This is a genomic window from Terriglobia bacterium, assembly GCA_036496425.1.
GTDB lineage: Bacteria > Acidobacteriota > Terriglobia > 20CM-2-55-15 > 20CM-2-55-15 > 20CM-2-55-15.
The window spans coordinates 1-26,153 of the sequence record DASXLG010000044.1 but is presented as its reverse complement, the minus strand read 5'-3'; the positions used below and the strand labels follow the sequence as shown (position 1 = coordinate 26,153).

At 58.6% G+C, this 26,153-nt stretch carries 23 protein-coding genes; 9 read left to right on the top strand and 14 right to left on the bottom strand.

Annotated features, from left to right (window positions below):
* The 4 genes from VGK48_03400 to VGK48_03385 form a co-directional block, all read right to left on the bottom strand.
* A partial coding sequence (locus VGK48_03400) for a GAF domain-containing protein (GenBank protein HEY2380208.1) occupies positions 1-1,846 on the bottom strand: 1,846 nt, incomplete at its 3' end.
* Positions 1,788-2,135, bottom strand: a complete 348-nt coding sequence (locus tag VGK48_03395; GenBank protein ID HEY2380207.1) for a hypothetical protein — start codon at positions 2,133-2,135, stop codon at positions 1,788-1,790. The genes VGK48_03400 and VGK48_03395, both read right to left, overlap by 59 nt.
* An 88-nt stretch (positions 2,136-2,223) precedes the next feature.
* A complete protein-coding gene (locus VGK48_03390) occupies positions 2,224-3,819 on the bottom strand; it encodes a thiamine pyrophosphate-dependent enzyme (GenBank protein ID HEY2380206.1) in 1,596 nt (531 codons plus the stop codon).
* 23 nt (positions 3,820-3,842) lie between these two features.
* A complete protein-coding gene (locus VGK48_03385) occupies positions 3,843-5,858 on the bottom strand; it encodes a 2-oxoacid:acceptor oxidoreductase family protein (GenBank protein ID HEY2380205.1) in 2,016 nt (671 codons plus the stop codon).
* A gap of 147 nt (positions 5,859-6,005) precedes the next feature.
* On the opposite strand from VGK48_03385, the gene VGK48_03380 reads away from it, so the two are divergent.
* The 4 genes from VGK48_03380 (at position 6,006) to VGK48_03365 (ending at position 11,456) form a co-directional block, all read left to right on the top strand.
* Entirely contained in the window at positions 6,006-6,479 is a 474-nt protein-coding gene (locus VGK48_03380) for a hypothetical protein (protein ID HEY2380204.1), read from the top strand.
* A gap of 93 nt (positions 6,480-6,572) precedes the next feature.
* Positions 6,573-9,311: a pitrilysin family protein gene (locus VGK48_03375; GenBank protein HEY2380203.1), complete on the top strand. Its 2,739-nt coding sequence runs from the start codon at positions 6,573-6,575 to the stop codon at positions 9,309-9,311.
* 17 nt (positions 9,312-9,328) lie between these two features.
* Positions 9,329-10,465, top strand: coding sequence for a bifunctional glutamate N-acetyltransferase/amino-acid acetyltransferase ArgJ (gene argJ, locus VGK48_03370; GenBank protein ID HEY2380202.1), 1,137 nt, complete (start codon positions 9,329-9,331; stop codon positions 10,463-10,465).
* Entirely contained in the window at positions 10,446-11,456 is a 1,011-nt protein-coding gene (locus tag VGK48_03365; GenBank protein ID HEY2380201.1) for an alpha/beta fold hydrolase, read from the top strand. The genes argJ and VGK48_03365 overlap by 20 nt, the downstream gene beginning before the upstream one ends.
* Positions 11,457-11,537: 81 nt before the next feature.
* Here VGK48_03365 and VGK48_03360 read toward each other — a convergent pair whose 3' ends face one another.
* The 3 genes from VGK48_03360 to VGK48_03350 form a co-directional block, all read right to left on the bottom strand.
* Positions 11,538-11,921, bottom strand: a complete 384-nt coding sequence (locus VGK48_03360) for a hypothetical protein (GenBank protein HEY2380200.1) — start codon at positions 11,919-11,921, stop codon at positions 11,538-11,540.
* Positions 11,922-12,017: 96 nt separating this feature from the next.
* Complete coding sequence (locus VGK48_03355; protein HEY2380199.1) at positions 12,018-12,677, bottom strand: TerC family protein; 660 nt, start codon at positions 12,675-12,677, stop codon at positions 12,018-12,020.
* Positions 12,678-12,700: 23 nt separating this feature from the next.
* Positions 12,701-13,027: a hypothetical protein gene (locus VGK48_03350; GenBank protein ID HEY2380198.1), complete on the bottom strand. Its 327-nt coding sequence runs from the start codon at positions 13,025-13,027 to the stop codon at positions 12,701-12,703.
* A gap of 141 nt (positions 13,028-13,168) precedes the next feature.
* On the opposite strand from VGK48_03350, the gene VGK48_03345 reads away from it, so the two are divergent.
* The 3 genes from VGK48_03345 (at position 13,169) to VGK48_03335 (ending at position 17,661) form a co-directional block, all read left to right on the top strand.
* Positions 13,169-15,415, top strand: coding sequence for an APC family permease (locus tag VGK48_03345; protein HEY2380197.1), 2,247 nt, complete (start codon positions 13,169-13,171; stop codon positions 15,413-15,415).
* A 108-nt stretch (positions 15,416-15,523) separates the two neighbouring features.
* Positions 15,524-16,957, top strand: coding sequence for an ATP-binding protein (locus VGK48_03340; GenBank protein HEY2380196.1), 1,434 nt, complete (start codon positions 15,524-15,526; stop codon positions 16,955-16,957).
* Positions 16,954-17,661, top strand: coding sequence for a response regulator transcription factor (locus VGK48_03335; protein ID HEY2380195.1), 708 nt, complete (start codon positions 16,954-16,956; stop codon positions 17,659-17,661). Before VGK48_03340 ends, VGK48_03335 begins: the two co-directional genes overlap by 4 nt.
* Positions 17,662-17,754: 93 nt before the next feature.
* Here VGK48_03335 and VGK48_03330 read toward each other — a convergent pair whose 3' ends face one another.
* On the bottom strand, positions 17,755-18,912 hold the full coding sequence (locus tag VGK48_03330; GenBank protein ID HEY2380194.1) for a PLP-dependent aspartate aminotransferase family protein: 1,158 nt from the start codon (positions 18,910-18,912) through the stop codon (positions 17,755-17,757).
* A 23-nt stretch (positions 18,913-18,935) separates the two neighbouring features.
* Between VGK48_03330 and VGK48_03325 the strand changes: the two genes are divergently transcribed.
* Entirely contained in the window at positions 18,936-19,724 is a 789-nt protein-coding gene (locus tag VGK48_03325) for a hypothetical protein (protein ID HEY2380193.1), read from the top strand.
* A 2-nt stretch (positions 19,725-19,726) separates the two neighbouring features.
* Here VGK48_03325 and VGK48_03320 read toward each other — a convergent pair whose 3' ends face one another.
* Positions 19,727-20,008, bottom strand: coding sequence for a hypothetical protein (locus VGK48_03320; GenBank protein ID HEY2380192.1), 282 nt, complete (start codon positions 20,006-20,008; stop codon positions 19,727-19,729).
* A 103-nt stretch (positions 20,009-20,111) separates the two neighbouring features.
* Between VGK48_03320 and VGK48_03315 the strand changes: the two genes are divergently transcribed.
* The gene (locus VGK48_03315) at positions 20,112-21,461 is read left to right on the top strand and encodes a thiol-disulfide isomerase (GenBank protein HEY2380191.1); all 1,350 of its coding nucleotides are present in this window, start codon (positions 20,112-20,114) and stop codon (positions 21,459-21,461) included.
* 20 nt (positions 21,462-21,481) lie between these two features.
* Here VGK48_03315 and VGK48_03310 read toward each other — a convergent pair whose 3' ends face one another.
* The 5 genes from VGK48_03310 to VGK48_03290 form a co-directional block, all read right to left on the bottom strand.
* Positions 21,482-22,141, bottom strand: a complete 660-nt coding sequence (locus tag VGK48_03310) for a peroxiredoxin (protein ID HEY2380190.1) — start codon at positions 22,139-22,141, stop codon at positions 21,482-21,484.
* A gap of 17 nt (positions 22,142-22,158) precedes the next feature.
* A complete protein-coding gene (locus tag VGK48_03305) occupies positions 22,159-22,707 on the bottom strand; it encodes a TerB family tellurite resistance protein (GenBank protein HEY2380189.1) in 549 nt (182 codons plus the stop codon).
* A 96-nt stretch (positions 22,708-22,803) separates the two neighbouring features.
* A complete protein-coding gene (locus VGK48_03300) occupies positions 22,804-24,795 on the bottom strand; it encodes a hypothetical protein (protein HEY2380188.1) in 1,992 nt (663 codons plus the stop codon).
* Between the two features lie 18 nt (positions 24,796-24,813).
* Positions 24,814-25,485 (bottom strand): DUF305 domain-containing protein, encoded by a 672-nt coding sequence (locus VGK48_03295; protein ID HEY2380187.1) that lies wholly within the window; start codon positions 25,483-25,485, stop codon positions 24,814-24,816.
* A gap of 99 nt (positions 25,486-25,584) precedes the next feature.
* The coding region (locus VGK48_03290; GenBank protein ID HEY2380186.1) for a hypothetical protein at positions 25,585-26,153 on the bottom strand (569 nt) is incomplete at its 5' end.

Sequence of the window (26,153 nt, the reverse complement as noted above, 5' to 3'; positions counted from 1 at the left end):
CCATCCGGCGCGGCGAACCGATGTTTCCGGAAACAATGCTGTCCGTATTGATGCCGATCCCGATGTGGATCGGCTTCTTGCCGTCGGCCGTCCGGCGCTGGTTGTATGTATTCAATTCCAGCAGCATGTGGATCGAGGCCCGGATCGCCCGGTCCGCATCATCATCGTGGGCCATCGGGGTTCCGAACACGGCCATGATCGCGTCTCCGATGAATTTGTCCAGCATGCCGCCTTCGTACTGGATGCAGTCGACCATGATCGTGAAGTACTCGTTGAGCAGGCTGACGGTGGCCTGCGGGCCGAGTTCCTCCGTCAGTGTCGTGAAGCTGCGGATATCGGAGAACAGCACGGTCGCGACGCTGCTCTGTCCGCCCAGGATTTCGGCGCCGGCCTCAAGCATTTTCTCCGCCACCGACGGATCCATGTAACGCGACATGGTTGATTTCAGCCGCTTCTCGCTGGTGATGTCATCGATCATGATCAGGGAACCGAGTTTCTTCTTCTGCGTGCTGATGAGCGGCAGGATTGTCACGTTGGCCGAAACCTTTTCTCCGCCGAATCTCATTTCGGCGTCCATCGTGACTTCCTGCGTCTGCTTCTGGCTGACGAGGTCGACTTTTTCAGCCATCCACGTGTTCGATTCCGAAAAGACCTCCGCAGCGCTGCGCTTGAGGATGTCTTCGGGACGGATCTTCATGATTCGCAGGCCCGCCGAATTGCACGTGACCACGAGGCCGTCCTCGTTGAGAGTGATCACGCCGGACGACATGCTTTCCAGTACGCTCTCGTTGTAGTTCTTCATGTTCTGGACATCGTCGAACAGCTTGGCATTTTCCAGCGCGATTGCGATTTGCGATGTGAACGCCTTGAGGCGTGCTTCGTCTTCCGAGGTAAAGGTGCCGCCCTTCTTGTTGAGCACCTGGGTGACGCCGATCGTTTTGCCGTCCTTATTGACGACAGGTACGCAAAGAATGGATCGGGTGAAGAAGCCGGTCCGTTTGTCGAAACTGGGATTGAAGCGGAGATCGGCATAGGCGTGCGGGATATTGACCGACTCGACGGACTTGAAGACAGTGCCCGCGATGCCCACGTGGTTCGGAAAACGGATCTGCGTCGCTCCCAGGCCTTCACCGATCTCGGTGTAGAGTTCGCCGCTCTTCTCATCATTGAGAAACAGTGTTGAGCGTTCCGCGTCGAGCATCCGGGTGATCGCGTGGATGAGCTTCTGGAGCAGCGGTCCGAGCTTGATTTCAGTCGCGACTTCCGACACGACTTTGAGCAGTTCAAGCTGCTGCTGCCGGTCCTTTTCGATCTCTTCCGCCGTCCGGCGGCTTTCCAGTGCGATGGCGGCCTGGCGCACGACTGCTTCGAGCAGTTCCAGGTCGTCTATGGTGAAGCCGCCCTCTTTTCTGTTGAGAACTTCCGATACACCGATGACGTGGCCGCTCAAGGTGCGAAGGGGCACGCAGAGGATGTTTTTGGTGATGTATCCCGTGTTCCTGTCGACCTCGGGATTGAACCGTTCGTCCGCGTAGGCATCCGCGATAATCAGGCCTCTGCCGGTGGTGAAGACGTGTCCGGCAATGCCGACGTGGTTCATCATGCGGACTTCGCGCGTGTATTTGCCGCTGGTAATGCGTGTGTAGAGTTCGCTGGTCCGTCGATCATTGAGGAAGACCGAAGCCTGCTCCGAATTGACGACCGAGGCCGTGTAGTCGGCAAGCACGTCGAAAGCCTCAGATAGGTTGGCCGCGACGGCGATCTTGTTGGAAACTTCGAGGAGCAGTTCAGCGAGGCGCGCTCGCCGCAGTTTGTGAGGGCCGGCGGATTTTCTCGACGCTTTCATTCAGTTCTTCCAGATTCTGACGGAGAGCTGCGATGGTCTTGTGCAGATCGGTCTGTTCACGGCTGTGCTGCAGCTTCATGCCGCGCACCTGCTCATCGTATTGCGCCTCTTTCTGTTCCAGCTCGCTTCTCAAATCGACGACGCTCGCCCGCAGCTGCCGTATTTCGTCGTTGGCGCCGGCAATCGCCTGTTCGATGTGTTCGCGCTCCTCGAAGCGTACCTTCTCGAGCTCTTCCCGCAAAGCAAGAATCGTTTCCTTGAGGAGCTTGATTTCGAGGTCCGTGCTCATATGCAACGAAGAGGATTAGCCACAAAAGGCACAAAAGGGAAAATGGTCAAGATGCCATTTCCCCTTTGTGCCTTTTGTGGCTATTTTCTTACTTCACTCCCGCGAGTTCCTGCAACAGTCTCCAGTTTTCGAGCCGTTCCTGATTTGACGCAAGAAGCGTCGCGGAAGGATTGCCATCCTTATCGAAGTGTTTCGAGAACCGGCCCTCGGAGCGGGCAAACGCGATGAAATCCGTCGGTTCACCGGTCTTCGGATTCACGTACCAGTCTTCCTTCATGTTCGGGTTGCCCGCAAGGCTGAGCCGTTCTTTGAATCGTGAGCCCTTGCGCGGATCGTAAATAAAGATCGGGAAGGAGCGTGAATCGGCGGCCAGTTTCGCCTGATGCTCGGCCATGTTGTCGCCAACTCCATGTTCCGGCTGGCACGTCGTGAAGACGTTCACGATGGCGGGACCCGGATATTCGTTGGCATCCATCACGGCCTTATAGAAGTGGTTGGGATGCGCGCAGGTGGTCTGCGCGACGTAAACATCCTTGTGCATCATGCAGATGTTTGCGAGTTCCTTCCGGTTCTCCTTCTTGCCGGGGATCGTTTTGCCGTGGAAGCTCATCTTGGCGTCCTGGCCCTTGAACGAACTGGTCGAGGTCTGGCCGCCGGTATTCGAATAGACCTGGGTATCCAGAACGATGACTTTGATGTCCATTCCGGCCGCGAGCATGCGCGACAGGGACTGGAATCCGATATCGTTCATGGCGCCGTCGCCGCCGATGATCCACAGCCGCTTTTTGTGCCAGCCGTTGGTGTCCCATTTCGCCCGCACGCCCATGGCGACTGCCGGAGCGTTTTCGAAAAGGGAATTGGTCCACGCGATCTCATACGGATTGTAAGGGTAGGTGGAGGTATACACCGTGTTGCAGCCTGTGGCCGCGACCATGCCGATGTTTTCCTTGCCGTAAACGAAGCCGGTCGCCGCCAGCATCATGCGGATCGCCGTGGCTTCACCGCATCCCATGCAGGATCCCGCGCCGCCGACGTAGAGCAGAGAGCGTTCGGCCAGCATCATGTCGGAGAGAGCCTTCTCGTTGATGTATTTCTTCGGCGTCTCGGGCATGCCGCGGTAGAAGTTGAACGCGGTCTTGAACCAGTCCATGTTCTTGTCGTCTTTCGGGATCATCTTCAAGGCATTGTGATCGCCGCAGGCGTCGACGCACTCCGCACAGCCCTTGCACTTCGTGGGATCGATGAAGATGCCGAACTTTCCGCCGCCGCCCGGATTTTTCTTTTCGATGACGTTGAAATACTTGTTCGTGACAGCCCACTGCTTCGCCATGCTGTCGCGCATTTCAGGATCTTCGACCTTGGAAAGCCGTTCTTCGAGTGTGGCCGGCTCCGCGACCTTTCCGAGAATCGCGGTATCGGGGCACTCGGTCACGCAGTCCATGCAGCCGACACAGTTTTCCGTGATGAACAACGGGATGTCGGGAGCGATGTAGCTGAAGTCCCGAAATGCTCCGGTGGCGGCCGGAATGATGCTGCGGCCGACGGCATCATCGGCCGCGAGGCCTTTTTCCGCAGTGCCTTTTTCATAAGCGCCAACCACGCGCTCGTTGAAGTCCGCGACGTCGACGACATTCAATCGAATGTCTTCGGCAAGTTCTTCAACGGGTACATCGAATTCGTTCATTGTTACTCCTTAAGTAGTCTCGACTATGCGTTCACTGCGGCGCCCTTGCCGGGGTTCGCCAACATGACGTCACGTGGAATCTCCATCAACTCGCGGTAACCGCGCGAAACAGCCTGCAGGTTATCTTGCACCACGCGTTCGCCCCGTTTACCGAAATACTTTCTCAGCGCTTTTTCGACGCCCTTGAACAGGTCTTCATCACTGATGCCGCTTTCGGAGGTGAACGGCGTGACGCGCAGGAACGCGCCAAGCAGCACGATGCCCTGCATGCGCTGCTGGAGGTCGGCCAGCGACGAAACTTCCTTCGCGATTTTTACCGTATCGAGAGCGAACACCCTGGCGTTCTTCTGAATCAGTTCGCGCCGCGCCCAGCCCGGAACCGCCGCCCAGATCTGATCGGTCTCGGTTTTCGGGCTCTGCACAAAAACCATTCCGTTCTGCGAGAGGCCGGCCAGAGGATTTTCGAGATTGAAGGCGTTGACGTCGTTGAGAGGAATGAATTCCACGTGTTCCAGTTCGGAGTGGACGCGGATGTGATCTTTCGCGATCGTGAGGTAGTAGGTGGTCGGCAAACCTTTCTTTTCCGATCCGTACTTCGGATATGCCTGCACGTCCATGCCGAATACTTCGCCGGCGATGGTCGCGATGACCTTGTTCGTCGTTACCGAACCGTACCCGCCGACCGAGTGGCCGCGCATCGAGAAGGATCCGGGAGAGCGGACGTCGGGGTCTTTGGTGATCGGAAGCGCCGTCTCATGCTTGATTCCAAGCGAGAAGTAATAGCGCGGGCTCTGGCTGACCATGTTCTCGACGATCGCGATGTAGTCGCCGGCCCGAACGTCGCGGCTGCCGAGACCGGCGGAGCCGCCGAAGAACTTCGGCACGCGGTCTAATTCAGGGTAACCCGGCGTTCCGGACACCGAGTCCGCGAATGCAGCCTTGATTTCAGCAAGCAGAGGATTCGATTGCATCATCGGAATATCGAGGCGTTCGATGACCGCGATGCCCTTGCAATGCCGCAGCGCTTCAACGATTTCAATCGAAGGAAACGGTCTCCAGCAGGTGACGTGGAGCAAGCCGACTTTGATTCCCAGGTTTTCGCGAATCCAATCGACTGCCGCTTCGCCGGTTTCGATCATGCTGCCGGATCCGACGACGGCATAGTCCGCGTCCTCGAGCCGGTAAGGGATGACGACGTCGTACTTGCGGCCCGTCAGGCGTGTGTATTCATCCATCACGGCCTTCAGCGTCGGCAGAACGCGGTCGTACCAGCGGCGCTGCGCGATCTTGCCCTTCATGTAGCTGTCCTGGTTTTGGACGACGCCGGACATCAGAGGAATTCGAGGATCGAATAAAGCGCGGGTGCGCTTCGACGGGTGGTCGACGAACTGTTTCATCAACTCGGGTTCCGGCAGTTTCACGTTTTCGATCGTGTGCGTCGTGAGGAATCCGTCCTGCACATTCAGGAACGGCGTTTCCGTTTCCTCCGCCGCGCGGCGGGTGATCAAGGCCAGGTCGCCGGCTTCCTGCGCATTGCGCGCGAAGAGGACGCCCCAGCCGCAGTCCGCGACGCCATAGACGTCGTCATGTCCCGTGTGCACATTCAGCGACTGCGAGGTCAGCGCGCGCGCGCCGATGTGAAAGACCACCGGCAGGCGTTTGCCGGAAATCGTGTACAGGACTTCTTTCATCAGGATCAGTCCCTGGCCCGATGTGAAGTTCGTCACGCGGCCGCCCGAGACCGCGAAACCTTCGCAGGTGCTGGCGGCGCTGTGCTCGGATTCCGGCTCGATGAAAGCCAACTCCTCGCCCCAGAGATTCTTCTTGCCGTTGGCTACTTCGGCTTGATAACCACCGCCCATCGTCGTGGACGAAGTGATCGGATATGCGCACGCACCCTGTGTGATATGAGTTTCGACCCAGACAACCATTCCTGCGCCGTCCGACGTCGTCGGAATGCCTGGAAATGGTGGTTTTTGCTCTGAAGAAGATGAATCCTTCTGGGTGACAGGGGCCTGGCCGTTGAGAGTTGTGCTCACGCTACCTCCTATACGCTCAATACGGTTCCTTGAAAGCGGACATCGTACCACAAAAAGAACTTGCTCTGCAGGGTTTCTACTACTATCCTTAGCCCCCATAAGTGATTCAAATACTATGTAGCGGCTTTTAGATTCTCGGAGTTACATATGCAAGCGACGGCAACGAAAGCACGAGAGCATCAGGTGGTCTACTGTGGTCTGGAGGTTTTGAGGCTGATCGGCGAGCGGATCGAAATCCGCGATGAGGTGGACCAGGAAGATGTCCGCGTCATCCTGGCTTTCATGCGCGATGTCGGCCATCGCTGCCTCGACAACACCGAAGAATTCCTTCGTCTCGCTTCTCTCGAACAGCAGCTCGCCAGCCACCGCCGCGCCCGTTCATTATTCGATGAACTCGGCCGCACCGGCGGCGCTGACTTTGCAGTGGCGTGCCGCCTCTATACCGACCTCCTGTCGCAGTCGATCCTCGAAGACCGCCGTTGTCTGGCGGCGCTCGATTGCGACCCCGTGATGCTCAGCCAGTTCTATGAATGGGAACACGAAACCGATGTGCTCGCCCGCCAGCACGGGCAGACCCTGCACCGGCTCGAGATGAAGTACACTATTCCTCACTGTATATAAGAAGGGATTAGCCACAAAAGGCACAAAAAGCACAAAAGCTTATGTGCCTTATGTGCTTTTTGTGGCTAATTTCCTTGTCGAAGGAGATGAACCATGCCTGCGAAACGCATCGCATCATTCGCCGCGATCTTCATGCTCAGCATCACGCTTTCCGCCCAGACGCTGCCCAGCGGCGTCACCAAGGGCGCATCGATGGCGGGAATCACCGAATACACCTATCCCAATGGGCTGCGGGTCCTGCTGCTGCCTGATTCCGGCAGCAGCACGCTTACCGTCAACATTGTTTATCTCGTCGGATCGCGGCATGAGGGTTACGGCGAAACGGGAATGGCGCATCTGCTCGAACACATCAATTTCATCAAGAGCACGCATGACCGCGACATCAAGAAGGAGCTGGAAGACCACGGCGCCCGCTGGAACGGTACGACGGATTACGACCGCACCAATTACTACGAAACGGTGAATGCCTCGGATGAAAACCTGAAATGGGCTCTTGGTCTGGAAGCGGAGCGCATGGTGAACATGCGCATGGAAAAGGCGCTCCTCGATACGGAGATGACCGTCGTCCGCAACGAATTCGAACGCGGAGAGAACAACGTTCAGGAGGTTCTCGATGAGCGGGTGATGTCGACCGCCTACCTCTGGCACAACTACGGCAAGTCCGTCATCGGCTCGCGCGCGGATATCGAGCGCGTGCCGATCGAGCGGCTCGCCGCGTTCAAAACCAAGTTCTACCAGCCGGACAATGCGGTGCTTGTGGTTGCCGGCCGGATCGATCCATCGAAGACACTCGATATGATTGCCTCGTCCCTCGGCGCGCTTCCGCGGCCCACGCGGAAGCTGGACGATATGTACACCGTCGAGCCGCCGCAGGATGGCGAACGGTCGGTTGAGCTTCGCAGAGTCGGAAAAGGAAAGAACCTCGTCATTGCTTATCACGGTCCGTCGATGGCGCATCCGGACGCGGCTTCACTCGAAGTCATGTCGGGCATTCTCTCCGGAAGAGGCGGAGTGGGACGGCTGGACAAAGCGCTCGTGGACACGAAGAAAGCGCTGAACGTCAATATGTCGGTGGGCGAGATGCATGATCCGGGGCTGGTCCAGATCAGTGCCACCCTCAGCGACGATCAGTCGCTGGACGATGTCAAGAAAATCATCCTCGATAATGTCGGCCGCCTCTCGACCGAACCGCCAACTAAAGAGGAAGTCGAACGCGCCAGGACCCGGATCATCCAGGGCATGGACCGTACTTTCGCAAACTCTCAGCAACTCGCGATGAACCTGACCGAGACGATTGCCGACGGCGACTGGCGTCTCCTGTTCACCAATTATGAAGAGCTGAAACGGGTCAGCTCCGAGGATGTCCAGCAGGTTGCAAAGACATACTTCAAGAATTCGAACCGGACCATCGGCATGTTCATTCCGGACGCCGCGCCGGACCGCACCACTGTAGCGGATGCTCCGGCGCTGGATGCGCTTCTCCGGTCCTATACCCCCGACATCAAAGTCGATACCGGCGAAGCGATCGATCCTTCTCCAGCGGTGATCGAAAAGCGCATCAAACGTTCAACTCTTCCGGGCGGCTTCCGGCTGGCGCTGCTGCCCAAAGCCACACGAGGCAACCGCGTTCAGGCCGATTTGACGCTTCGCTTTGGCGATGAAACATCGCTGGCGGGACAGGCTGCCGTCGCGCAGCTGACCGACGCCCTGCTGATGCGGGGAACCAAAACCAGGAGCCGCCAGCAGCTGCAGGACGAAATGCAAAAACTCAACGCCACGATCAATGTCCGGGGCGGCGGCCTCGGCAGCGCGGGCGCGAGCATTTCGACCACGGCGGAGAACCTGATTCCCGCCATTCGTCTTGCGGCGGAGATTCTTCGCAATCCGGCGTTTCCCGAATCCGATTTCGAACAGATCCGCAATCAACGTGTCGCGCAGATCGAACGCGGCCGCACGGAGCCGGGGACGCTGGTGTCGGAAGCTCTGCAGGCCAACATCAGTCCTTATCCGCGGACCGATGTGCGGCACATCCGGACGATCGATGAAGAAATCGAGGATCTCAAAAAAGTCACGCTGGACGACGTGAAGAAATTTCACGAAAAATTCTATGGCGCGTCACAAGGTGAACTGACGGTTGTCGGTAAGTTCGAGACTGCCGAGGTGGAAGGCATCGCTGCGGACCTGCTGGGTTCGTGGAAGAGTTCCGCACCATACAAGAGGATCGTGAACAACTACAAAGATGTTCAGCACATCAATACGAAGATCGAAACTCCGGACAAGGAGAATGCGCAGCTGTCCGCGGCCATCCGTCTTCGCATGAAGGATACCGACCAGGATTACGCCGCAATGGTCATGGCCAACTTCATGTTCGGGGGTACGATTACGGCGCGGCTACCCGATCGCGTTCGCAACCGGGAGGGCTTCAGCTACAGTGTTTCATCGAGCTTTGGCGCGCCCACGGACGGCGACGCCGCCGTGTTCTCCGCTGCCGCCATCGAGAATCCGGTGAATGCGCCCAAAGTGGAAGCGAGTCTTGTCGACGAATTGACCAAAACTCTGCGCGACGGCTTCACCGCCGCCGAACTGACGGCTGCAAAAAAATCGATTCGTGATCAGCGCACGGAGTCGCGTTCGGGCGATGCGGGTCTTCTCAACCTGATTGCTTCGCGCGAACAATACGGGCGCACTCTGGCCTGGGACCAGGACATGGATGCGAAGCTCGAAGCATTGACCTTGGATCAGGTCAACGCAGCGTTCCGCCGCCACGTCACTGTTGCGGCGCTTTCGATTGTGAAGGGCGGCGATTTCAAGCGCGCCAAGGTATATCAATAAAGGTGTATCAATAAACGATGGTTGTACAGGGATTCACACTGTCGGCCGTGTCCGCCGGCATCAAGGCCGGCGGCGCGCTCGATCTGGCGCTGATTCTTTCCGACAGGCCGGCTGCAACCGCGGCGGTCTTTACTCAGAACACATTCATTGCCGCGCCACTCGTCGTTTCAAAAAAGCATCTGCAGGATAGCGGCCACCGGATTCGCGCGGTGCTGGTCAATTCCGGAAATGCCAACGCCGCGACGGGCGAGGCCGGACTGCGCGACGCGCAGGCCACCGCCGAGGCGCTGGCGGAGCAGATCGGATGCAAGCGAAACGAAATTGTCGTGTCGTCGACCGGTGTGATCGGACGGGCATTGCCGGTGGACAGGATCCGGGCAGCGATTCCGAAAGCGATTTCCTCGCTGCAGCCGGAGAATCTGGAACTGCTCGCGCGCGGCATCATGACGACCGACACGGTTCCGAAGATCGCCACCGCCGAAGTTGGAGGCGCAAAGATTGCCGGCGTGGCAAAAGGCGCGGGGATGATCCACCCGGACATGGCCACGATGCTTTCGTTCATCATGACCGACGCCGAAATTTCCCACGATGAACTGGATGCGGCGCTGCGCTATGCCGTGCAACGGTCATTCAACTCCATCTCGATCGACGGCGACACCTCGACGAACGACATGGTTGTCGTCATGGCCAATGGCGCATCCGGCCGGCGCCCCGATCCGGCGCAATTCCGCGAGAGCTTGTTGAATGTCTGCACCAGCCTCGCCACTGCGATCGTCCGCGACGGCGAGGGCGCCACCAAATTCGTCGAACTCACGATCGAAGGCGCGCCGGGCGACGAAGCAGCGCATACCATCGGCAGGACCATCATCAGGTCGCCGCTGGTGAAGACGGCAATTTACGGAGCGGATCCGAATTTCGGCCGCATCGTCGGCGCGATCGGGAACTCGGGCGTCTCCCTTTCATCGGATCGGGTGGACATCTTTATAGGCGGGATACCCATCTCGGCTTCCACGCTGGAAGCGGCACGCGCAAAATTAAAGGAGAAGGAGATTCAGATCCGGGTCGTCCTTCATTCCGGCCAGGGCTCGGCAAAGGTGTGGACCTGCGATCTGACGGAGGGCTATATCCACATCAATGCGGACTACACGACGTGACGGCTTGGCGCGAAATCGCCGTCTGCTCGTGGCGGTTGCATGCGGCGTATTCCTCTTGCTCTTTCTCCGCCGCGCACTTCTCGTCAGCTTTCTAGCCCTGAAGCTTGCCGGCTACCCGGCGGCGCTCGATTCCTGGAAGGGCGCCGTCCATCATCGAAGCGTTGAGCACGCCGGCATTCCGATCGATATCTACGGCGATGACGCTTTCCCTTCGGCGCTTCTGATCGTTCACGGCGTTAATCCCACCGGGAAAAACAGCCTCGACCTCGTCCGTATCGCCGACGGCCTCGCGCAGTCGGGTTTCGAAGTCTACGTCCCCGACTTCGCTGAGATGCGGAAGGTACATTTGACGCCGGCGGAGTCTCTCAACATCAGGAACACCTTCGAATTAATCGGGCGCGATGCCGGAATTGCCTGCTTCAGCTACGGCTGTGGTCCCGCCATGGCCGCTGCCGCCGATGCGGACATCCGCGATCATGTTCGGTTCATACTGGCCTTCGGCGGTTACTTCGATATCCGCGAGGCGCTGGAGTTTCTTGTCACCGGGCCGGAGCCGCCGGTGGCGTATGCGAAGTGGGCATACCTGACGGCAAATCCGGATCTTGCCGCCGACGAGATCGGCCGTGAACGGATCGCGCGTCTCTTTGCCGCGCAAACCCCCGGCGAATTTCGCGCGCGATTCAGCGATCTGCCGCACTCCACTCAGGCCAGGCTTGCGGCGCTGTCCCCCGCAACTTTTCTGGCGCAGCTGAAGGCGCCGCTCATTCTTGTTCATGGCATGGACGACCCGGTCATTCCATCGAGCCAGAGTGTCGAGTTCGACCGGGCGGCGCGCGCAAAAGGGCTGAACAGCAGTGTGACTTTGTTGCGCATGTATGGGCATGTCAATCCCGTGCGGCCCGGATTTGATGTCTCCAGCCTGATCGGTTTCTACCTGCCGGATGCGTTCCGATTACTGAGGGTTGTGAATCGTCTGGTGGGCTACAGCTGAAAGGTGCGTGTGAGCGCCCCCCTGCCGACCTTACGGCCGGCAGGGGGCGCTCACACGCCATGTTGAAAGAAAAGCGCTCGGCTAACCGGCTCTCTTTGCGGTGAATTCGACGGGCATACCCTGGCCGCCTTCCTGCTCCCGCTTGAACTTGATTTCGTCGCCGCTGAGCGTGCCGGTGTAGTTCAGAATGACTTCGCCGTTCCGGCCCATCTGTTTCTGCTTGAACTTAACGGTATTTCCGCTGATCATCCCTTCCTCGATCATCACCGGCCCGCCGCGGCCGCCGGCGTCGATCGTGCCGGTCACTTTGCCGCCATTCGACATAAGCGTTATCGTGACCATTTGCGGTCCTCTGCGGCCGCCCTCGATTGTGGCGCTCCATTTGCCGTCCACTTTTGCCTGGGCCAGGGCCAAGCCAGCCATTGCAAACATACAAATCAATAAGATACTCAGCTTCGACTTCATTAAATCCTCCCGGTGAATCGTTTCCGTTCTTTAGAGGCCAGACGCTAATGACTTGAAATACGCCAGCCGGAGGCCGCCCGTTACATGACGTTTCTGTTAATCAGACCTCCGAACGCGATGGAACCAGTGGGCAAATGCAGTCACTGCTATCGTGATGGCAGCGGCGGAAACGTAGGCGACGTTGCGTCCGGTCCAGCTTTTCCCTTCCAGCAGGGGATCGTCGAAGATCATCGACGCTCCGGTCCATGCGATGACGGCCGCTCCTATATAAGAAAGCCACAAGAATTGATTGATGAGCCTGGCGACAATGCTGCCCATCCACATGATGATGGCCATGCTGACGATCAGCCCGAATAGAAGCAGGTAGATGTTATTGTTGCTCGCGGCGGCGACGCCGAGAATGTTGTCGGTGCTCATCACGAGGTCCGCGACCAGGATGGTGAATATGGCTTCGCGCATGGTCGCCGCAACTTTGACGCCTTCTTCGCTTTCCTCTTCCTCTTTGAGGAGTCTGACGGCGATCCAGATCAGCAGCAGTCCTCCCGTGATCCGGAGGCCGGACACGCGAAGCAAGTACATTGCGGGGATCGTCAGGATTATCCGTAAAACAATCGCAGCCGCGCCGCCCAGAGTGATGGCCCTGCGCCGGTCGTTGGCCGGCAGCCGGTGCGCCGCCATCCCGATAACGACCGCATTGTCTCCGCTGAGCACCAGATTGATGACGATGATTGCGAAAACCGAATAGAGCACTCGCACTGGAGCTTCAGTTTACCTTGAGCTCAGGCGCCGTATGAAATGATGGCTCCGCCGGCGACGATGAAAGCTCCGCCGATCACCAGGGCTCTGCCCGGCGGCTGGTGAAACACGAGCCAATTTATCAGCTGCGCGATGATGAAAAAGAACACAATGTACACACCGATCAGCCGGCCGAAGTCCCAGGATGGGCTGTTCACTACATATCCGTAAGCAAACAGGACGACCGCGCCGGCCAGGAAAAAGATCACCTTGGTTGCGGTAACCGGGGCGCGCATCCCGGAACGGACCAGCGCGTCGCCTCCGGCCTCGAACAGGGCCGCCGTAAATAGAAGCAACAGTGTGGTATTCATGTGGAGTTTCCCGTATTCACAGCATTAACACTACCACGGCTGCGCCGGCGTTCCTGCGCTGCGCGGTGCACGCATAATGAAATGATTGTCTAACGGTTGCGTTTATATAAACTACAGTTCCTGTCATCCAGGAGGGACTGTTTGTCGAAGAATCAGCCGTTAACTGCCGGGTCGGCGGCAACGCGGGTCGTTGTTGCAAGCACGGTCATGCTTTCGTTTATTTCTTTCTGGCGCGGTGCTGCAATCGTTTTAAGCGACCTGGCCTCGTCCGCTTTTTATGCCGGCGGCATTGCCGAGAACACGATCGGCAAAAGTGCGCCCTGGTTCATTCTCGCCGTTATGTTGTTCAGCTTCGCGGTGAGATCGATTTACCTGGAGAGTTGCAGCATGTATGTCCGCGGCGGCGTCTATGTCGTCGTGCGGGACGCGATGGGGCCATTCCTTGCGCGTTTGTCGGTCTCCGCTCTGATCTTCGATTACATTCTCACCGGTCCCATCAGTGTCGTCAGCGCCGGACAATATCTTGCGGGCGTCATCAACGAAATCTCGCAGATGTTGCATGCCGGTTCGCCGATTCCTGCATTCCAGTTTTCGGCTGCCTTCGGGGTTCTCGCGACCTTGTACTTCTGGTGGACCAACATCAAGGGTGTGCATGAATCGAGTTCGAAGGCGCTTCGAATTATGCAGATCACGACCGTCATGGTGGTGATGTTCCTCATCTGGTGCGGTCTCACGCTCCTGAAGCTTGGGCCGGCGCAGATTCCCCCGGCGCCGATTCCTTCGAATCTGGAATTCGCCCATCCGGCAGCGGACCTGGGTTGGCTGGCCGGCACGCGCTGGATTCGGATGCCTCTGATCCTGGTCGTCGTCGCGTTCGGGCATTCCGTCCTGGCGATGAGCGGTTTTGAAACGCTGGCCCAGGTCTACCGCGAAATCGAGGCTCCGAAACTGCAGAAGCTGAAGCTGGCTGCAAACATCGTTTGCGTGTATGCCGTGGTGTGCACCGGACTTATCACCTTGCTGGCCGGGATGATTATTCCCGATTCCGTCCGCCCGCAATACGTGCAAAACCTCCTGGGCGGGTTGACCAATCATCTCATCGGCCCCCAGTTGCTGCGGCTGGCGTTCCATATCTTCGTGGTCGTCGTCGGCGTGCTGATTCTCTCCGGTGCGGTGAACACATCGATTATCGGAGCGAATGGCGTTCTCAACCGTCTTGCGGAAGACGGAGTGCTCGTGCCGTGGTTCCGGAAGCCGCACCCCAAATTCGGAACATCGTACCGGCTGATCAATACGATCGTCGGCCTTCAGATCCTGACGATCGCTGCGAGCCGCGGCAACGTCAATCTGCTCGGTGAAGCTTATGCGTTCGGCGTGGTATGGAGCTTCTTCATGAAGGCCCTTGGCGTTACAGTTCTGAGATTCAAACGGCACGACCAGGAATATAAGACTCCGCTCAACATTACGGTCGGCGGGCGCGAAATCCCGATAGGTCTGCTGTTGACGACGATGGTTCTGTTCTTTGTCGCCATCGCGAACCTCTTTACTAAAGAGATCGCAACCTATTTCGGCGTCGGCTTTACTTTGTTTCTGTTCATCGTATTCACCATTTCCGTGCGTCTCAACGCAAAGGCGAAGCGTAAGAACAAACAAGGCCTCGAGCAGTTCAACCTGGACATCCGTCCCGATATAGCGATCAACATGAGCGGAATGCACGCCAGACCCGGCTGCATTCTTGCCGCGGTGCGGAATTACAACCGGATGGCCCACCTCGAAAGCGTGTTGGAGAAGACGAACATGCGGCGGCACGATATCGTCGTGATGGCCGTTCGCGCGGTCTCGACAGGGGCCGGCGAGTATGATCTGGGCGAGAACCAGCTTTTTACCGACGATGAAGGGGAGTTGTTCACCCGCGTCGTCGCCATGGCGGAGAAACAAGGTAAAACGGTGGACCTCCTGGTTGTGCCGGCTGTCAATCCGTTCGATGCCATGGTTCAGACGGCGGCCAAACTTCAGGCTTCGCGTCTGGTGACGGGCGTCTCGGCAAGAATGGATTCGGAAGAACTGGCGCAACGGATCGGGCAGGCGTGGGAAAAGCTCCCGGAGCCCCGGCATCCGTTCTCACTCGAGATCATCACACCCGAAAGGCCGTCCATGTTTGTGAACCTTGGCCCGCACCCGCCCAGGCTGTGGCCCGAAGACATCGATCTGGTGCATGAGCTGTGGCTCGAAATGAGCGGCAAATACACCGGCGCCAAACTCCATCACCGCGACGTGGTCGGCGTCGCCTTGCGCCGCATGAATGAGCAACTCCATTCCAGGGAAAGCGGTGAAGTGATCCGGGACATCCGCGAAGAAGTCAGCCGCCGCGGAGAACCCCTCCTCTGACTGGAAGGCGGAAGGTGCGCCGTGCCTTTCGCTTAGTCCGAGTAGGGAAAAAGCACGTACTTCTGAACCAGGACACGACCTTGGATTCGTGTTAAGTTCCTTCAGACAATGAAGGGATTCATCGTTCGCGTTTGCGCAAGCCTGGGAGTGATCGCTGGAATTGCTTTCTTCTATTCCAGAGTATTCACGGACGTTAACAGCACCACGGTTGCGATGACCTTCCTCCTGGCGATCCTCGCCATCGCTACGGCCTGGGGCCTGCGCGAAGCGATCGTTGCTTCGATTGCCGGAATGTTCTGCTTCAACTTCTTCTGGCTGCCGCCTTATTACACGCTCACGGTCGCGGATCCCCAGAACTGGGTGGCGCTGACGGCATTCCTTATAACAGCCGTGGTCGCGAGCCAGCTGTCGGCGAGCGCGAAGCAGCGGGCGGTGGAAGCGACGCGCCGTCAGCAGGAAATGGAGCGGCTTTACGATCTCAGCCGCGCCTTGATGCTGGTCGATAACCGGTCCGCCACAGCGAGTCAGGTTTCGCATCGCATCGCGCAGGCTTTTGAAGTTGCCGGCGTCGCGGTCTTCGATCGCGTGACGGACCAGATTCACCGCACCGGAGCGATGGACTCCGTGATTTCCGATACCAAGTTGAAGGACGCCGCAGTTCAAAGAACCTCGTCCTACGATCCCGCCGCCCGCCTGTCCATTCTCCCGCTGAGCCTCGGCGCGGGCCCCATCGGAAGCCTTGCTATCCGCGGCGTGCACATCTCGGACACGGCCCTCCAGTCTGTGGCGAGTCTCGCGGCGATCGTCATGGAGCGCGCGCGCGCGGAGGAAGCGGCGGCCAGGATGGAGGCTGCGCGGCAGAATGAAGCGATCAAATCCATGATGCTCGACGCACTTGCTCACGAGTTCAAGACGCCTTTGACTTCGATCAAAGCGGCGGCCTCGTCGATCATGGATGAACGGCCCAGCGCGCAGAAAGAGCTGGTCACGATCATCGGGGAGGAAACCGACCGGCTGGACTCACTGGTAACTGAAACGATCCGCATGGCGCGCATCGAAGCTGGCGATCTGCGGCTGGACCGCCGTCCGCACTCGGTCCCCGACTTGATCAACGCCGCCCGGCAAAAGCTTCGGATTCTGCTCGAAGACCGCGAGGTCCGGGTTGAAGTTGAAGGCGGCCTGCCCGCCGTTGTTGCAGACGGAGAATTGATCGAGCTGACGATTCGCCAGCTCCTGACGAATGCCTTGAAGTATGCCAGTCCGGACTCCGCGATCCTGATCCGCGCGTCCGCGCAGATTGGCGTCGTGCAGATCAGCGTCAAGGACTTCGGCCCCGGCATTCCGGCGAAGGATGTCTCGCATATTTTTGAGAAATACTACCGCGTGGAAGGCGGCGGCCGCATTCCCGGAACCGGAATGGGATTGACGATCGCACGTGACATCGTCGAAGCTCATGGCGGTGAGATCCGGGTGGAAAGCGCCTGGGGAAAAGGTTCCGAATTCTTCTTTACCTTGCCAATCGCAACAGGAGCGGAAAGGTGAGCGCAGGAAAAGTTCTCGTTGTCGATGATGAGCCGCAGATCCGCCGCGTGATGCGCGTTATTCTTTCCGGGGAAAACTATGAAGTCCTGGAAGCGCGCTCCGGTGAAGCCGCGCTCCTGCGGTTTCGCGAATTCCTCCCGGACCTGGTGCTTCTCGACTTGAATATGCCCGGCATCAGCGGCCTGGAAACCTGCCGGTCGATCCGCGAAAACTCCGACGTGCCGATCATTGTCCTGACCGTCCGCCATGAAGAAGAGGAAAAGGTGGAAGCCCTGGATGCCGGCGCCGATGATTACGTCACCAAGCCGTTCGGCAAACATGAATTGCTCGCGCGAATCCGTGCCGCCCTGCGGCGTTCGCCCGCTCCTCCGAATGCCGGGCCGAGAACGTTTGTCGCGGGCGATCTCGAGATCGACTTTGAAGCGCGAAAGATCCGCTCCGGAAAGAAGAATGTCCGGCTCACGCCTAAGGAGTTCGATCTCCTCCGCTACCTCGTATCACACGCCGGCAAGCCCGTGCCGCACCGGGAACTGTTACAGGCCGTGTGGGGGCCGGACTACGGTGACCAGACGGATTATCTCCGGGTCTTCATTACACATTTAAGAAAGAAGATCGAGCCCAATCCCGCAAAACCCCAGTACATTCTCACGGACCCGTGGCTGGGTTACCGGTTCGAAGTGGAGGGAACAACAAAAAGCGGTTAATGTTATTGGACCATTGCATCATTGCAGGTTGCTTCATTGCTTCCATTGAAGAAATGAAGAAACGTCAAATGATCCAATGATCCAATGTTTTAATCAGCCTTCCAGCGCTGCTCGAAAATCTTCAATCAAGTCTTCCGTTGCCTCGATCCCTACCGACAGCCGGATCAGTTTGTCCGAGATCCCGAGTCGCCGGCGGTCTTCCGGCGCCATGCCGGAATGCGATGTCCTCGATGGCCGCGTCATCAGGGTTTCCACGCCTCCGAGACTGGGCGCGTTGATCGGCAACTTTGTCCGGCTCATGAAGCGCTGCGCGGTATCGACTCCGCCCTTCAATTCGAAGCTGATCATTCCACTGAATCCGTCGAACAGTTCGCGCGCCCGGGCGTGGCGCGGATGGCTTTCCAGGCCGGGATAGTGCACTTTCTCGATAGCCGGATGGCCGGCGAGAAAGTGCGCGATCTTCAAGGCGCTTTCGTTGTGCTGCTTCATCCGGATGGCGAGCGTCTTCATTCCGCGGTGCAGCAGAAATGCCGCATGCGGATCGAGCGAACCGCCAAGATGATCCAGCCGGCGCTTGACCTGTCCGACGAGTTCGCGCCGGCCGATGGCGGCGCCCGCCACAATGTCCGAGTGTCCGTTGAGATACTTCGTGCAGCTGTGCAGCGACAGGTCGAAGCCCCATTCGGCCGGGCGGAAATTGACCGGGCTCGCGAAGGTGTTGTCGATCATCGAAACCAGTCCATTCGTTTTGGCAAACGCGGCAGCGGCCTTGACGTCCGGAATGTGCAAAAGGGGATTGGCCATCGTTTCGATATAGATCGCCTTGGTGTTCTTGCGAAGCTTCGGTTGCCACGAGTCCGGATCGTCGGCATCGATGAAGTCGTATGCGATGCCGAACGCTCCGAGATCTTTCGTGACGAAGTTGTGCGTACCGCCGTAGAGGGAGTCCTGCACGAGCAGGTGATCCCCGGCCGAAAGCACCGTAAGCAACGCCGTCGATATCGCCGCCATGCCGCTGGCGGTGACGATTGCGTCTTCCGCGTTCTCGAGAGCCGCAAGCTTTTCGTGCAGCGCCGTATGGTTCGGCGTGTTGTTGAGCCGGATGTATTTCAGGCTGTGGTAATCGTCTTCTTCGCCGTATTCGAACATGGCGGATTGAAAAATCGGCAGGATGACCGCGCCTTCGATCCGCGGTTCCGGTTCTCCGGCATGGATGACCTTCGTTTCCAAACGTTGGGCGTGTTTTGTCATGACTGGACTACAATACCATCCTCATGGAAGTTCGACTCTGGTACAACTCACGCCGGCCCGGCGCCGGCCTCAAACCGCGGCGCGAAGGCCAGCGCCCGCTTCTGCCGCAGCATTCGCGGCATTGCCCTGTGCTGGAAGCCGGCAGCGCTGTCGGCTATCTGGTTTATCCGCCGCTGGAGCCGAAGGAATCGTTCCACATCGAGTATCAGGGAGAAGGGAAGTATCAGTTCATCTACTTCGTCGATGCCGGCAAAGGCAAGTGGGAGCCGGTTTTCAGCGTGACGATTTCACTGCCGGTCGGTAGCATCGGGATGATCAAGGAAGAAGTCGCCTTTGCGAGCAAGAAGCCGCCGCTTTCGCGCGAGGCGGCGCTCGCCATCATGCGCGCGTTCATTATTCCGGAGGATCTCGGCACGCCTCCGGGCGCCATCGCGCTGGCCGGCGCCACGAACTTTCAGACGCCGGCGGGATGGGACACGGTCTATTCGTCGATCTTCAATATGATCGAGCGGCCGGTTGCGCCCATGCTGGTGATCCGCGTCGAGACCGATTGGTACGCGCATGAAACCGAGTTCCGTTACGTCCTCCAACCCGGAGAGGGGATTCACGGCGCGCACAATATGCCGGTCGGCCAGGTTTTTTTCGTGTCGCGTGAGGAAATCACGATGCGCGATTGTTCGGAAGAGGAAGTCACGGCGATCCACAAATCCCAGTCGGAGTTTTTCGAGGAGAAAGCCAAGTCGAAGATCTCGACTCCATACGGCCTCCAGTACAGCCCTCATTATTCGCGGCAAAGCCGCTCGCAGAAGTAATCCTATTCGACTGTGAATCGCGCGTGGTTGGACAGCGCTTTGGATTCCTCGTCCTCCACCCACGATTCGTAAGTGCCTGGATCCAGCATGATCGTATCGATTTTGTGCGTGAACTCGCCCTGCGCATCCGTGCGCAGCCGCAGCGGGTTGTATTCGGTTCCGTTGGGCCGGAGAAGGTGCGACATGACGGTGCGGTCTGGAGTGCAGCCGCTGCCCGTCTGGTAAACCGGGTTGCCGGATTTCACTTTCGCGGGAGAAATGCTGATCTGCGGTTTAGCCTGCATGGTCAACGAGGAGATTAGCCACAAAAGGCTCAAAAAAATACAGAGAATCTCTTCTTTTTACTTTTGTGCCTTTTGTGGCTAATCTTCCCCTCTGGAGGCCTCGATGCAATCTAGATTAGTCCTGCTCGCCGCAGCTCTGTTCGGATTCATCACTGCGACATCTTCGATCCCCGCGAAAGCGGAAGAAAGCCCGAAACCCGCCGCCGTTACCTTCGACAGGCAGGTGCTGCCGATCCTGCAGAAGAACTGCCAGACCTGTCACCGTCCGGGCGAAATCGCTCCCATGTCGTTCCTCACTTATAAGGACACGCGTCCCTGGGCGAAGGCGATGAAGGAAGCGGTCATCAGCAGGCAGATGCCGCCCTGGTTTGCGGATCCCGGCTATGGTCACTTCGCGAACGACCGCAGATTGAGCGAATCCGACATCCAGACGATCAGCGGGTGGGCCGATGGCGGCGCCGCCGAAGGCGATCCGAAAGACATGCCGCCTCCCGTGACTTTCCAGGACGGCTGGAATATCAAGCCCGACATGATCATCGAGATGCCGAAGGACTTCAATGTTCCGGCGACGGGGACGGTCAACTATCAAAATATTCTGGTGAAGGTAAACTTCCCCGAAGACGAGTGGGTTGTCGCCGCCGAAATGCGGCCGGGCAATCCTAAAGTCCTCCATCACGGCCGCGTGCTCGTTCGTCCGCCGGGCTCGGAATTCATGCAGGATGCTGTGCCTGGAGAGGCGTATGAAACGGGCAGCATGGTATTGCAGAAAGGTGAGGCTCCGGAGACGCTCGGCAAATTCAACCCCGGCCTGGGCCCGCAGAACTTCAGCCGCTACGAATCTGCGAAGTTCGTCCCTAAAGGGTCCGACCTGGTTTTCAACCTGCACTACACCTCGATTGGCCAGGCCACCACGGACCGGGCTCGCGTGGGCCTGGTCTTCGCTAAGAAGCCGCCGAAGCTTCGATACTTCATGCATAACGGCCCGACCGCCGCGAACCTCGCGATCGCGCCGCGCGACGGGAATGCGGAAGTGGTTTCAGAGATGACGGCGAACGCCGACATGCAGCTGGTGTACATGCAGCCGCACATGCATCTGCGGGGCAAGGACTACGAGTTCAAGCTGGTTTATCCATCGGGCAAAGCGGAAACGATTTTTAAAGCGAAGTGGGACTTCAACTGGCAGATGGGATACGACCTGGACCAGCCGTTATTCGTGCCGAAAGGAACCCGCATCATCGGGATCGCGCATTACGACAACTCGGCGAACAACAAGTACAACCCCGATCCGGAAAAGCGCGTCGTCTGGGGCGATCAGAACTGGGAGGAGATGCAGAACTGCTTCATCGGCGTTCTCGTCGACCCGAAGCTCAAGACGTCGACGCTTTTTTCGCTGTCAGGGCCGAGCCTGTTGCCCCGCGGCGATTCAGGCCCGGCGCTGTCAGCGTTGAAGTGATTACGTAGTCGCACCGTTTCCTATTTCGGCTGAGAAACGGTGCGCAGATACGGCTTCAGCGTCTTGAAGCCCTGCGGATACTTTTTCTTGGCCTCTTCGTCCGACACCGCCGGCGGGATGATGACATCCTCGCCGTTTTTCCAATTCACCGGCGTCGCCACCTTGTGGTTGGCCGTCAGCTGCATCGAATCCAGAACACGCAGGATTTCATCGAAGTTGCGGCCGGTGTTCATCGGATAGCTGATCATCAGCTTGATCTGTTTGTCGGGGCCGACCACAAACACTGTTCTTACCGTGGCATTGGTGGCGGAAGTGCGGCCTTCGGATGTTCCGGCGGTGTCCGCCGGAAGCATATTGTAAAGCTTCGCGACTTTGAGGTCGTGGTCTCCGATCATCGGATAATTCACTTTGGAGCCCTGAGTTTCTTCAATGTCGTTAGCCCACTTGCTGTGGCTGCTTACCGGATCGACGCTCAGGCCGATGATCTTGCAGTTCCGGGCTTTGAACTGCGGTTCGAGCTTCGCCATATAGCCGAGTTCCGTTGTGCAGACGGGGGTGAAGTCCTTCGGATGCGAGAACAGGATGGCCCAGCCATCGCCGATCCATTTGTGAAAGTCGATATCTCCCTGCGTCGTCTGCGCAGTAAAGTTCGGTGCCTCGTCGTTAATTCTTAAAGACATTGAGAATCTCCTCGGTGTTAGTGAAGGTTCGTTTCAGATTTGCCGGGCTTCAAGACCGCCAGGTATTCCTTGAAGCGCAATCGCGCTTCGATGTAGTCGGAATGCGAGAGTTTGAGTTCCTCCGATATCTGTTTGACCACGTTATCTTCGTCGATGCTGATGTTGTTGTCGGCTGCGGCCACCGCAAACAGGCAGTCGAGCGTGGCCAGCTTCTGCTCGCGAGTGGCGAGGCGTTCGAATTCCCGTGTTACGAGGTAGTTTTCTGTCGCGCCAAAGAGCAGGTTCTGCGATTTGGCCATCTGCACAACGACGGTAGCCAGCGCCTCAGGCAAGCCGCCTTCCGAGACGACGATGCGCTCCATTGCCGCTGTCTCTTCCGTGCTGACCTGCATATCGGCTCTGGCAACGCGGCTCAACAGATAAGCGAATGCGGCGATGTAGCGGGCCTGGTCCTCCGGAAGACTGTCGAGTTGATGAACAATTTTGCGGACCGTATCCGTTTCGCCGGCGTTCGAATGCTGGCTGAAGTGTTCTTTGCTCAGTCCGAGAAACTTCAGAATGGACATCCCGTAAGAATAGCACGCGCGGGACGCAGCCGCGGAGCGGCGACAGACGGTAGCCACGGCCGGAAGGCCGTGGTCGGTTGAGGTTGGCTATACAACTCAGCGGGCCTTCGCAAGATCACTCACGGCGGCGGCCAGCAGCTTGACCTTCGCCTGATCCGTGCTCTGCGCCACATCGCCGTTCAACTGCGTCGCCAGCTGTGTGAGCCCGTTGCGTCGCGCACCGCCGCTCTCGCGCTCGGCGGCGGCGATCGCGTCGCGCACGGCCTGAATTCTTGCTGTGGTCAGGCCGTTCGAGCGTTCGAGTTGATCGACATACGCCTTTGCCAGAGGGAAGCTTGGAGGCCAGACAAACTTCTGCTGGTCCTGCGTATTGTAAAAAGCGAAATGCACGGTTTTGGCCGCATCGATCTCGTTCTGTGAAATCAACCCGCTCGGGAGCAGATCGAAGACATCCAGGCCGCGCGCGATCTCGGAGCTGACGATGACGCCGTTGTACCAATAGGCCGACCAGGAGCCGGCGAGGACCAGCCTTGCCGCATCGACGGGACCGCGATCGAAGAAAGCGATTTCCTTCGGGTGCGAGGCGTCGGTCCAGTCGAACACGGTAAGTCCGCCCTGATAAAAAGCCTGCACCATCACGTCGCGGCCGGGGATCGGAATGAGCGATCCGTTGTGCGCAACGCAATTCTCCTGCTCGGTCTGCGCGGCGGGCATCTTGTAGTAGCTGTGGAAAACGAGGTTCTTGTTCTCGATGGTGAAGAGCGCGTCGGCGCCCCACTCCGGTTTGTCGGTGGCGCGGCAGCGCGGCTGAGATCCGCCGCCCCATTCGTCGGAGAACAGGACCTTGGTGCCGTCATTGTTGAACGTTGCCGAATGCCAGAACGACATGTTGGCGTCGCCCACCATGTCGATGCGGAACGGATGCGCGGCATCATGGATGTCGAGCAGCAGTCCGAGTCCGGCGCAGGCGCCTCCAGCCACTCCGATTTCCGGATACACGGTGATGTCATGGCACTGATTCGGGCCGGTCGGCGGAGCCGGCGCGGCGCTGCCGCGGCCGTTGCCGGAACCCCGTCCGTTACCGCTGCCTTGCCCGCTTCCATTTCCACGGCCGCCTCCTGCGCCGCGAGCCGCGGCAGCCGCGGCGCGGGCTGCCGCATCGACGGCGTTGCGATCCTCATTGCGGGGCGGAACGGGCAGATTGTTGAAGATCCGCGGCGAGCTGACGACTGCCGCTGCTGTCGGTTTCGCGAGCGGGACTTTTATCACTTCCAGCCGGAATCGGGCCGAGTTGGGATCGTCGCGCGGGCCGTCCTGGCAACCTTTGAGTTCGTCGTTAGGCCGGACGTTAGCCGTTCCGGAGACATATATATAGACGTCGTTCGGATCGCCGGGCTGTGTCACCACCGTGTGCGTGTGGGACCCGCGGCAGGTCTGCACGCTGGTCACGAGTTTCGGATGCGCGATGTCGGTGATATCGAAGATCCGGATCCCGCGCACGCGGTCCTCGCTGACCGGGTTCGGAACGCCGCCGAATTTGCAGTCTTGCCGGCTGTTGGTCGCTTCGGAAGACATGAACAGCAGGTTTTTGTAGACGGAGATGTCGTTCTGCGATGCCGGGCATTCGAAGGCATTCGCGAGCACGGGTTTTGCCGGATTCGAGATGTCCCAGATTTCGAATCCGTTGTAGTTGCCTTGAACTGCGTACTTGCCTGTGAAAGCCAGATCGGAGTGTGTCGCGCCGAGGGATGCCGCGCTCGGAGGCGTGGTCGAGATCATGCGCATGTTCCACGCGGCTTGTCCGGCGTCCCAGCGGCCGGCGGAAAGGCCGACGCGCGGATCGGGGCTTGGCGGCGTCATCGAAACGATGGGCGTCACCGGCGGCGGCATAACTGCCGGCGGAGGCGGGCCCGGATCCGGCCGCCCTCCTCCGCGCGCTCCCTGTGCCGCCTCGGCGACCGCCTCCTGCTGCGTTTGTGGAGTCGCGACCGTCTGTGGCGCCTGTGCCGCGAGCGAAGCGACGAGCAACAGAGCCGTGACAAGCGACCCCGAAATCAGCGTTCCGGTGATCCATTCCATCTTTCTCATGAGAGGCACTCCCTCCGGTTAGTCATTGCCGGCCGACTCCAGCATCTTGTTCATCACCGCAATCTCGATCGACTGATCGGCGAACACGTCCGAAGCGAACTTGTAAATCGTATCGTCCTGCGCGGCCCCGTATGCTTTGAAAAGATCATTCACCATGTCGATCGCGCCCTGGTGATGCTTGATCATTCCGATCAGGAACAGGCGGTCGAATTCGGGACCTCGCGCCTTGTCCAACTCGGCCATCTCTTCATCGGTCAGCATGCCCGGCATCAGCATGTCGTGTTCGACGCCGTTCATGTTCATCCTCATGCGCGTGGACTTTCCGTCGGGCACGGGCTGGCCGCGGTCCTTCAGCCATTGCTGCATCGAACGGATTTCATCGGCCTGGCCCACGAGAATTCTTTCGCACAGTACGGCTAAGTCGTGGCGTGCGCCGTGCGAAGGCGCCCAGCCTGCCATGATGACCGCCTGCGCGTGGTGGGGAATCATCCCCGTCATGAAGTCGATATCCGCATCGCTGAAGGGCTGATAAATCCCCAGCGCGCGCTGCTCTACCGTCGGCTGGTGGATCGACTTCAGAGCGTCCGCTGATGGCGGCGCCGGAACCTTCGCCGCGTGATGGCTGCACGCCGTGTTCGCCATCACGATGACCAGTCCCGCCGCGATATTCTGCGCAAGTGTCCTTCTCATCGGCCGTGCTCCAGATAAGCGGGATGGTACGGGAAGGAACACAAGAAGCACAAGAGGCACAAGAGCGACGCGATGTTTCTTGTGCCTCTTGTGCTTCATTTATTTCCCCGGCAGGACGCCCTGCCTGCTGATGATTGCCTGGTCACTTCCAGAAAGGCCGTTGAGTATGGTGATGCGTCCGACATTTTTCGATGGAGTCTGTTCAAGCAGGTCGTTGAGGATCTGCGACGTCAGGTAGTTCGCCGCATCATTGTTGCTGCCGACCGCTGCGCTCAATTGCTCCATCGAACGCAGCTTGGATTCACGCCTGTCGGCTTCATTCTGGGCAGAATCATACTGGGTCTGAGCTGCCTTGATGATCTGCTGTGCCTCGACTTGCGCCCCTGCCACGGTGCTCGGAAGCGTAAGCCTCCTCGGCGTCACATCGGCGATATCGACACCCCACTCGTCCTCGAGGGAAATACCGCCCCTGAAGCCGGTGATGTGGCCTTCATCGTCCATGATGGGCTCGCCGCCTGCGCGGAAGCTCTTGATGTAGTCTCTGACTTCCTGGCCAAGCTGGGGCTGATGCGCTTCAATGTATTCCTTCGTCTTGGTTTGCAGATAGGTGCGGACGAGGCCGTCGAGGTTGATCGCGAGGTTCGGTCTGTCCTCTTCCTGATGCTGGA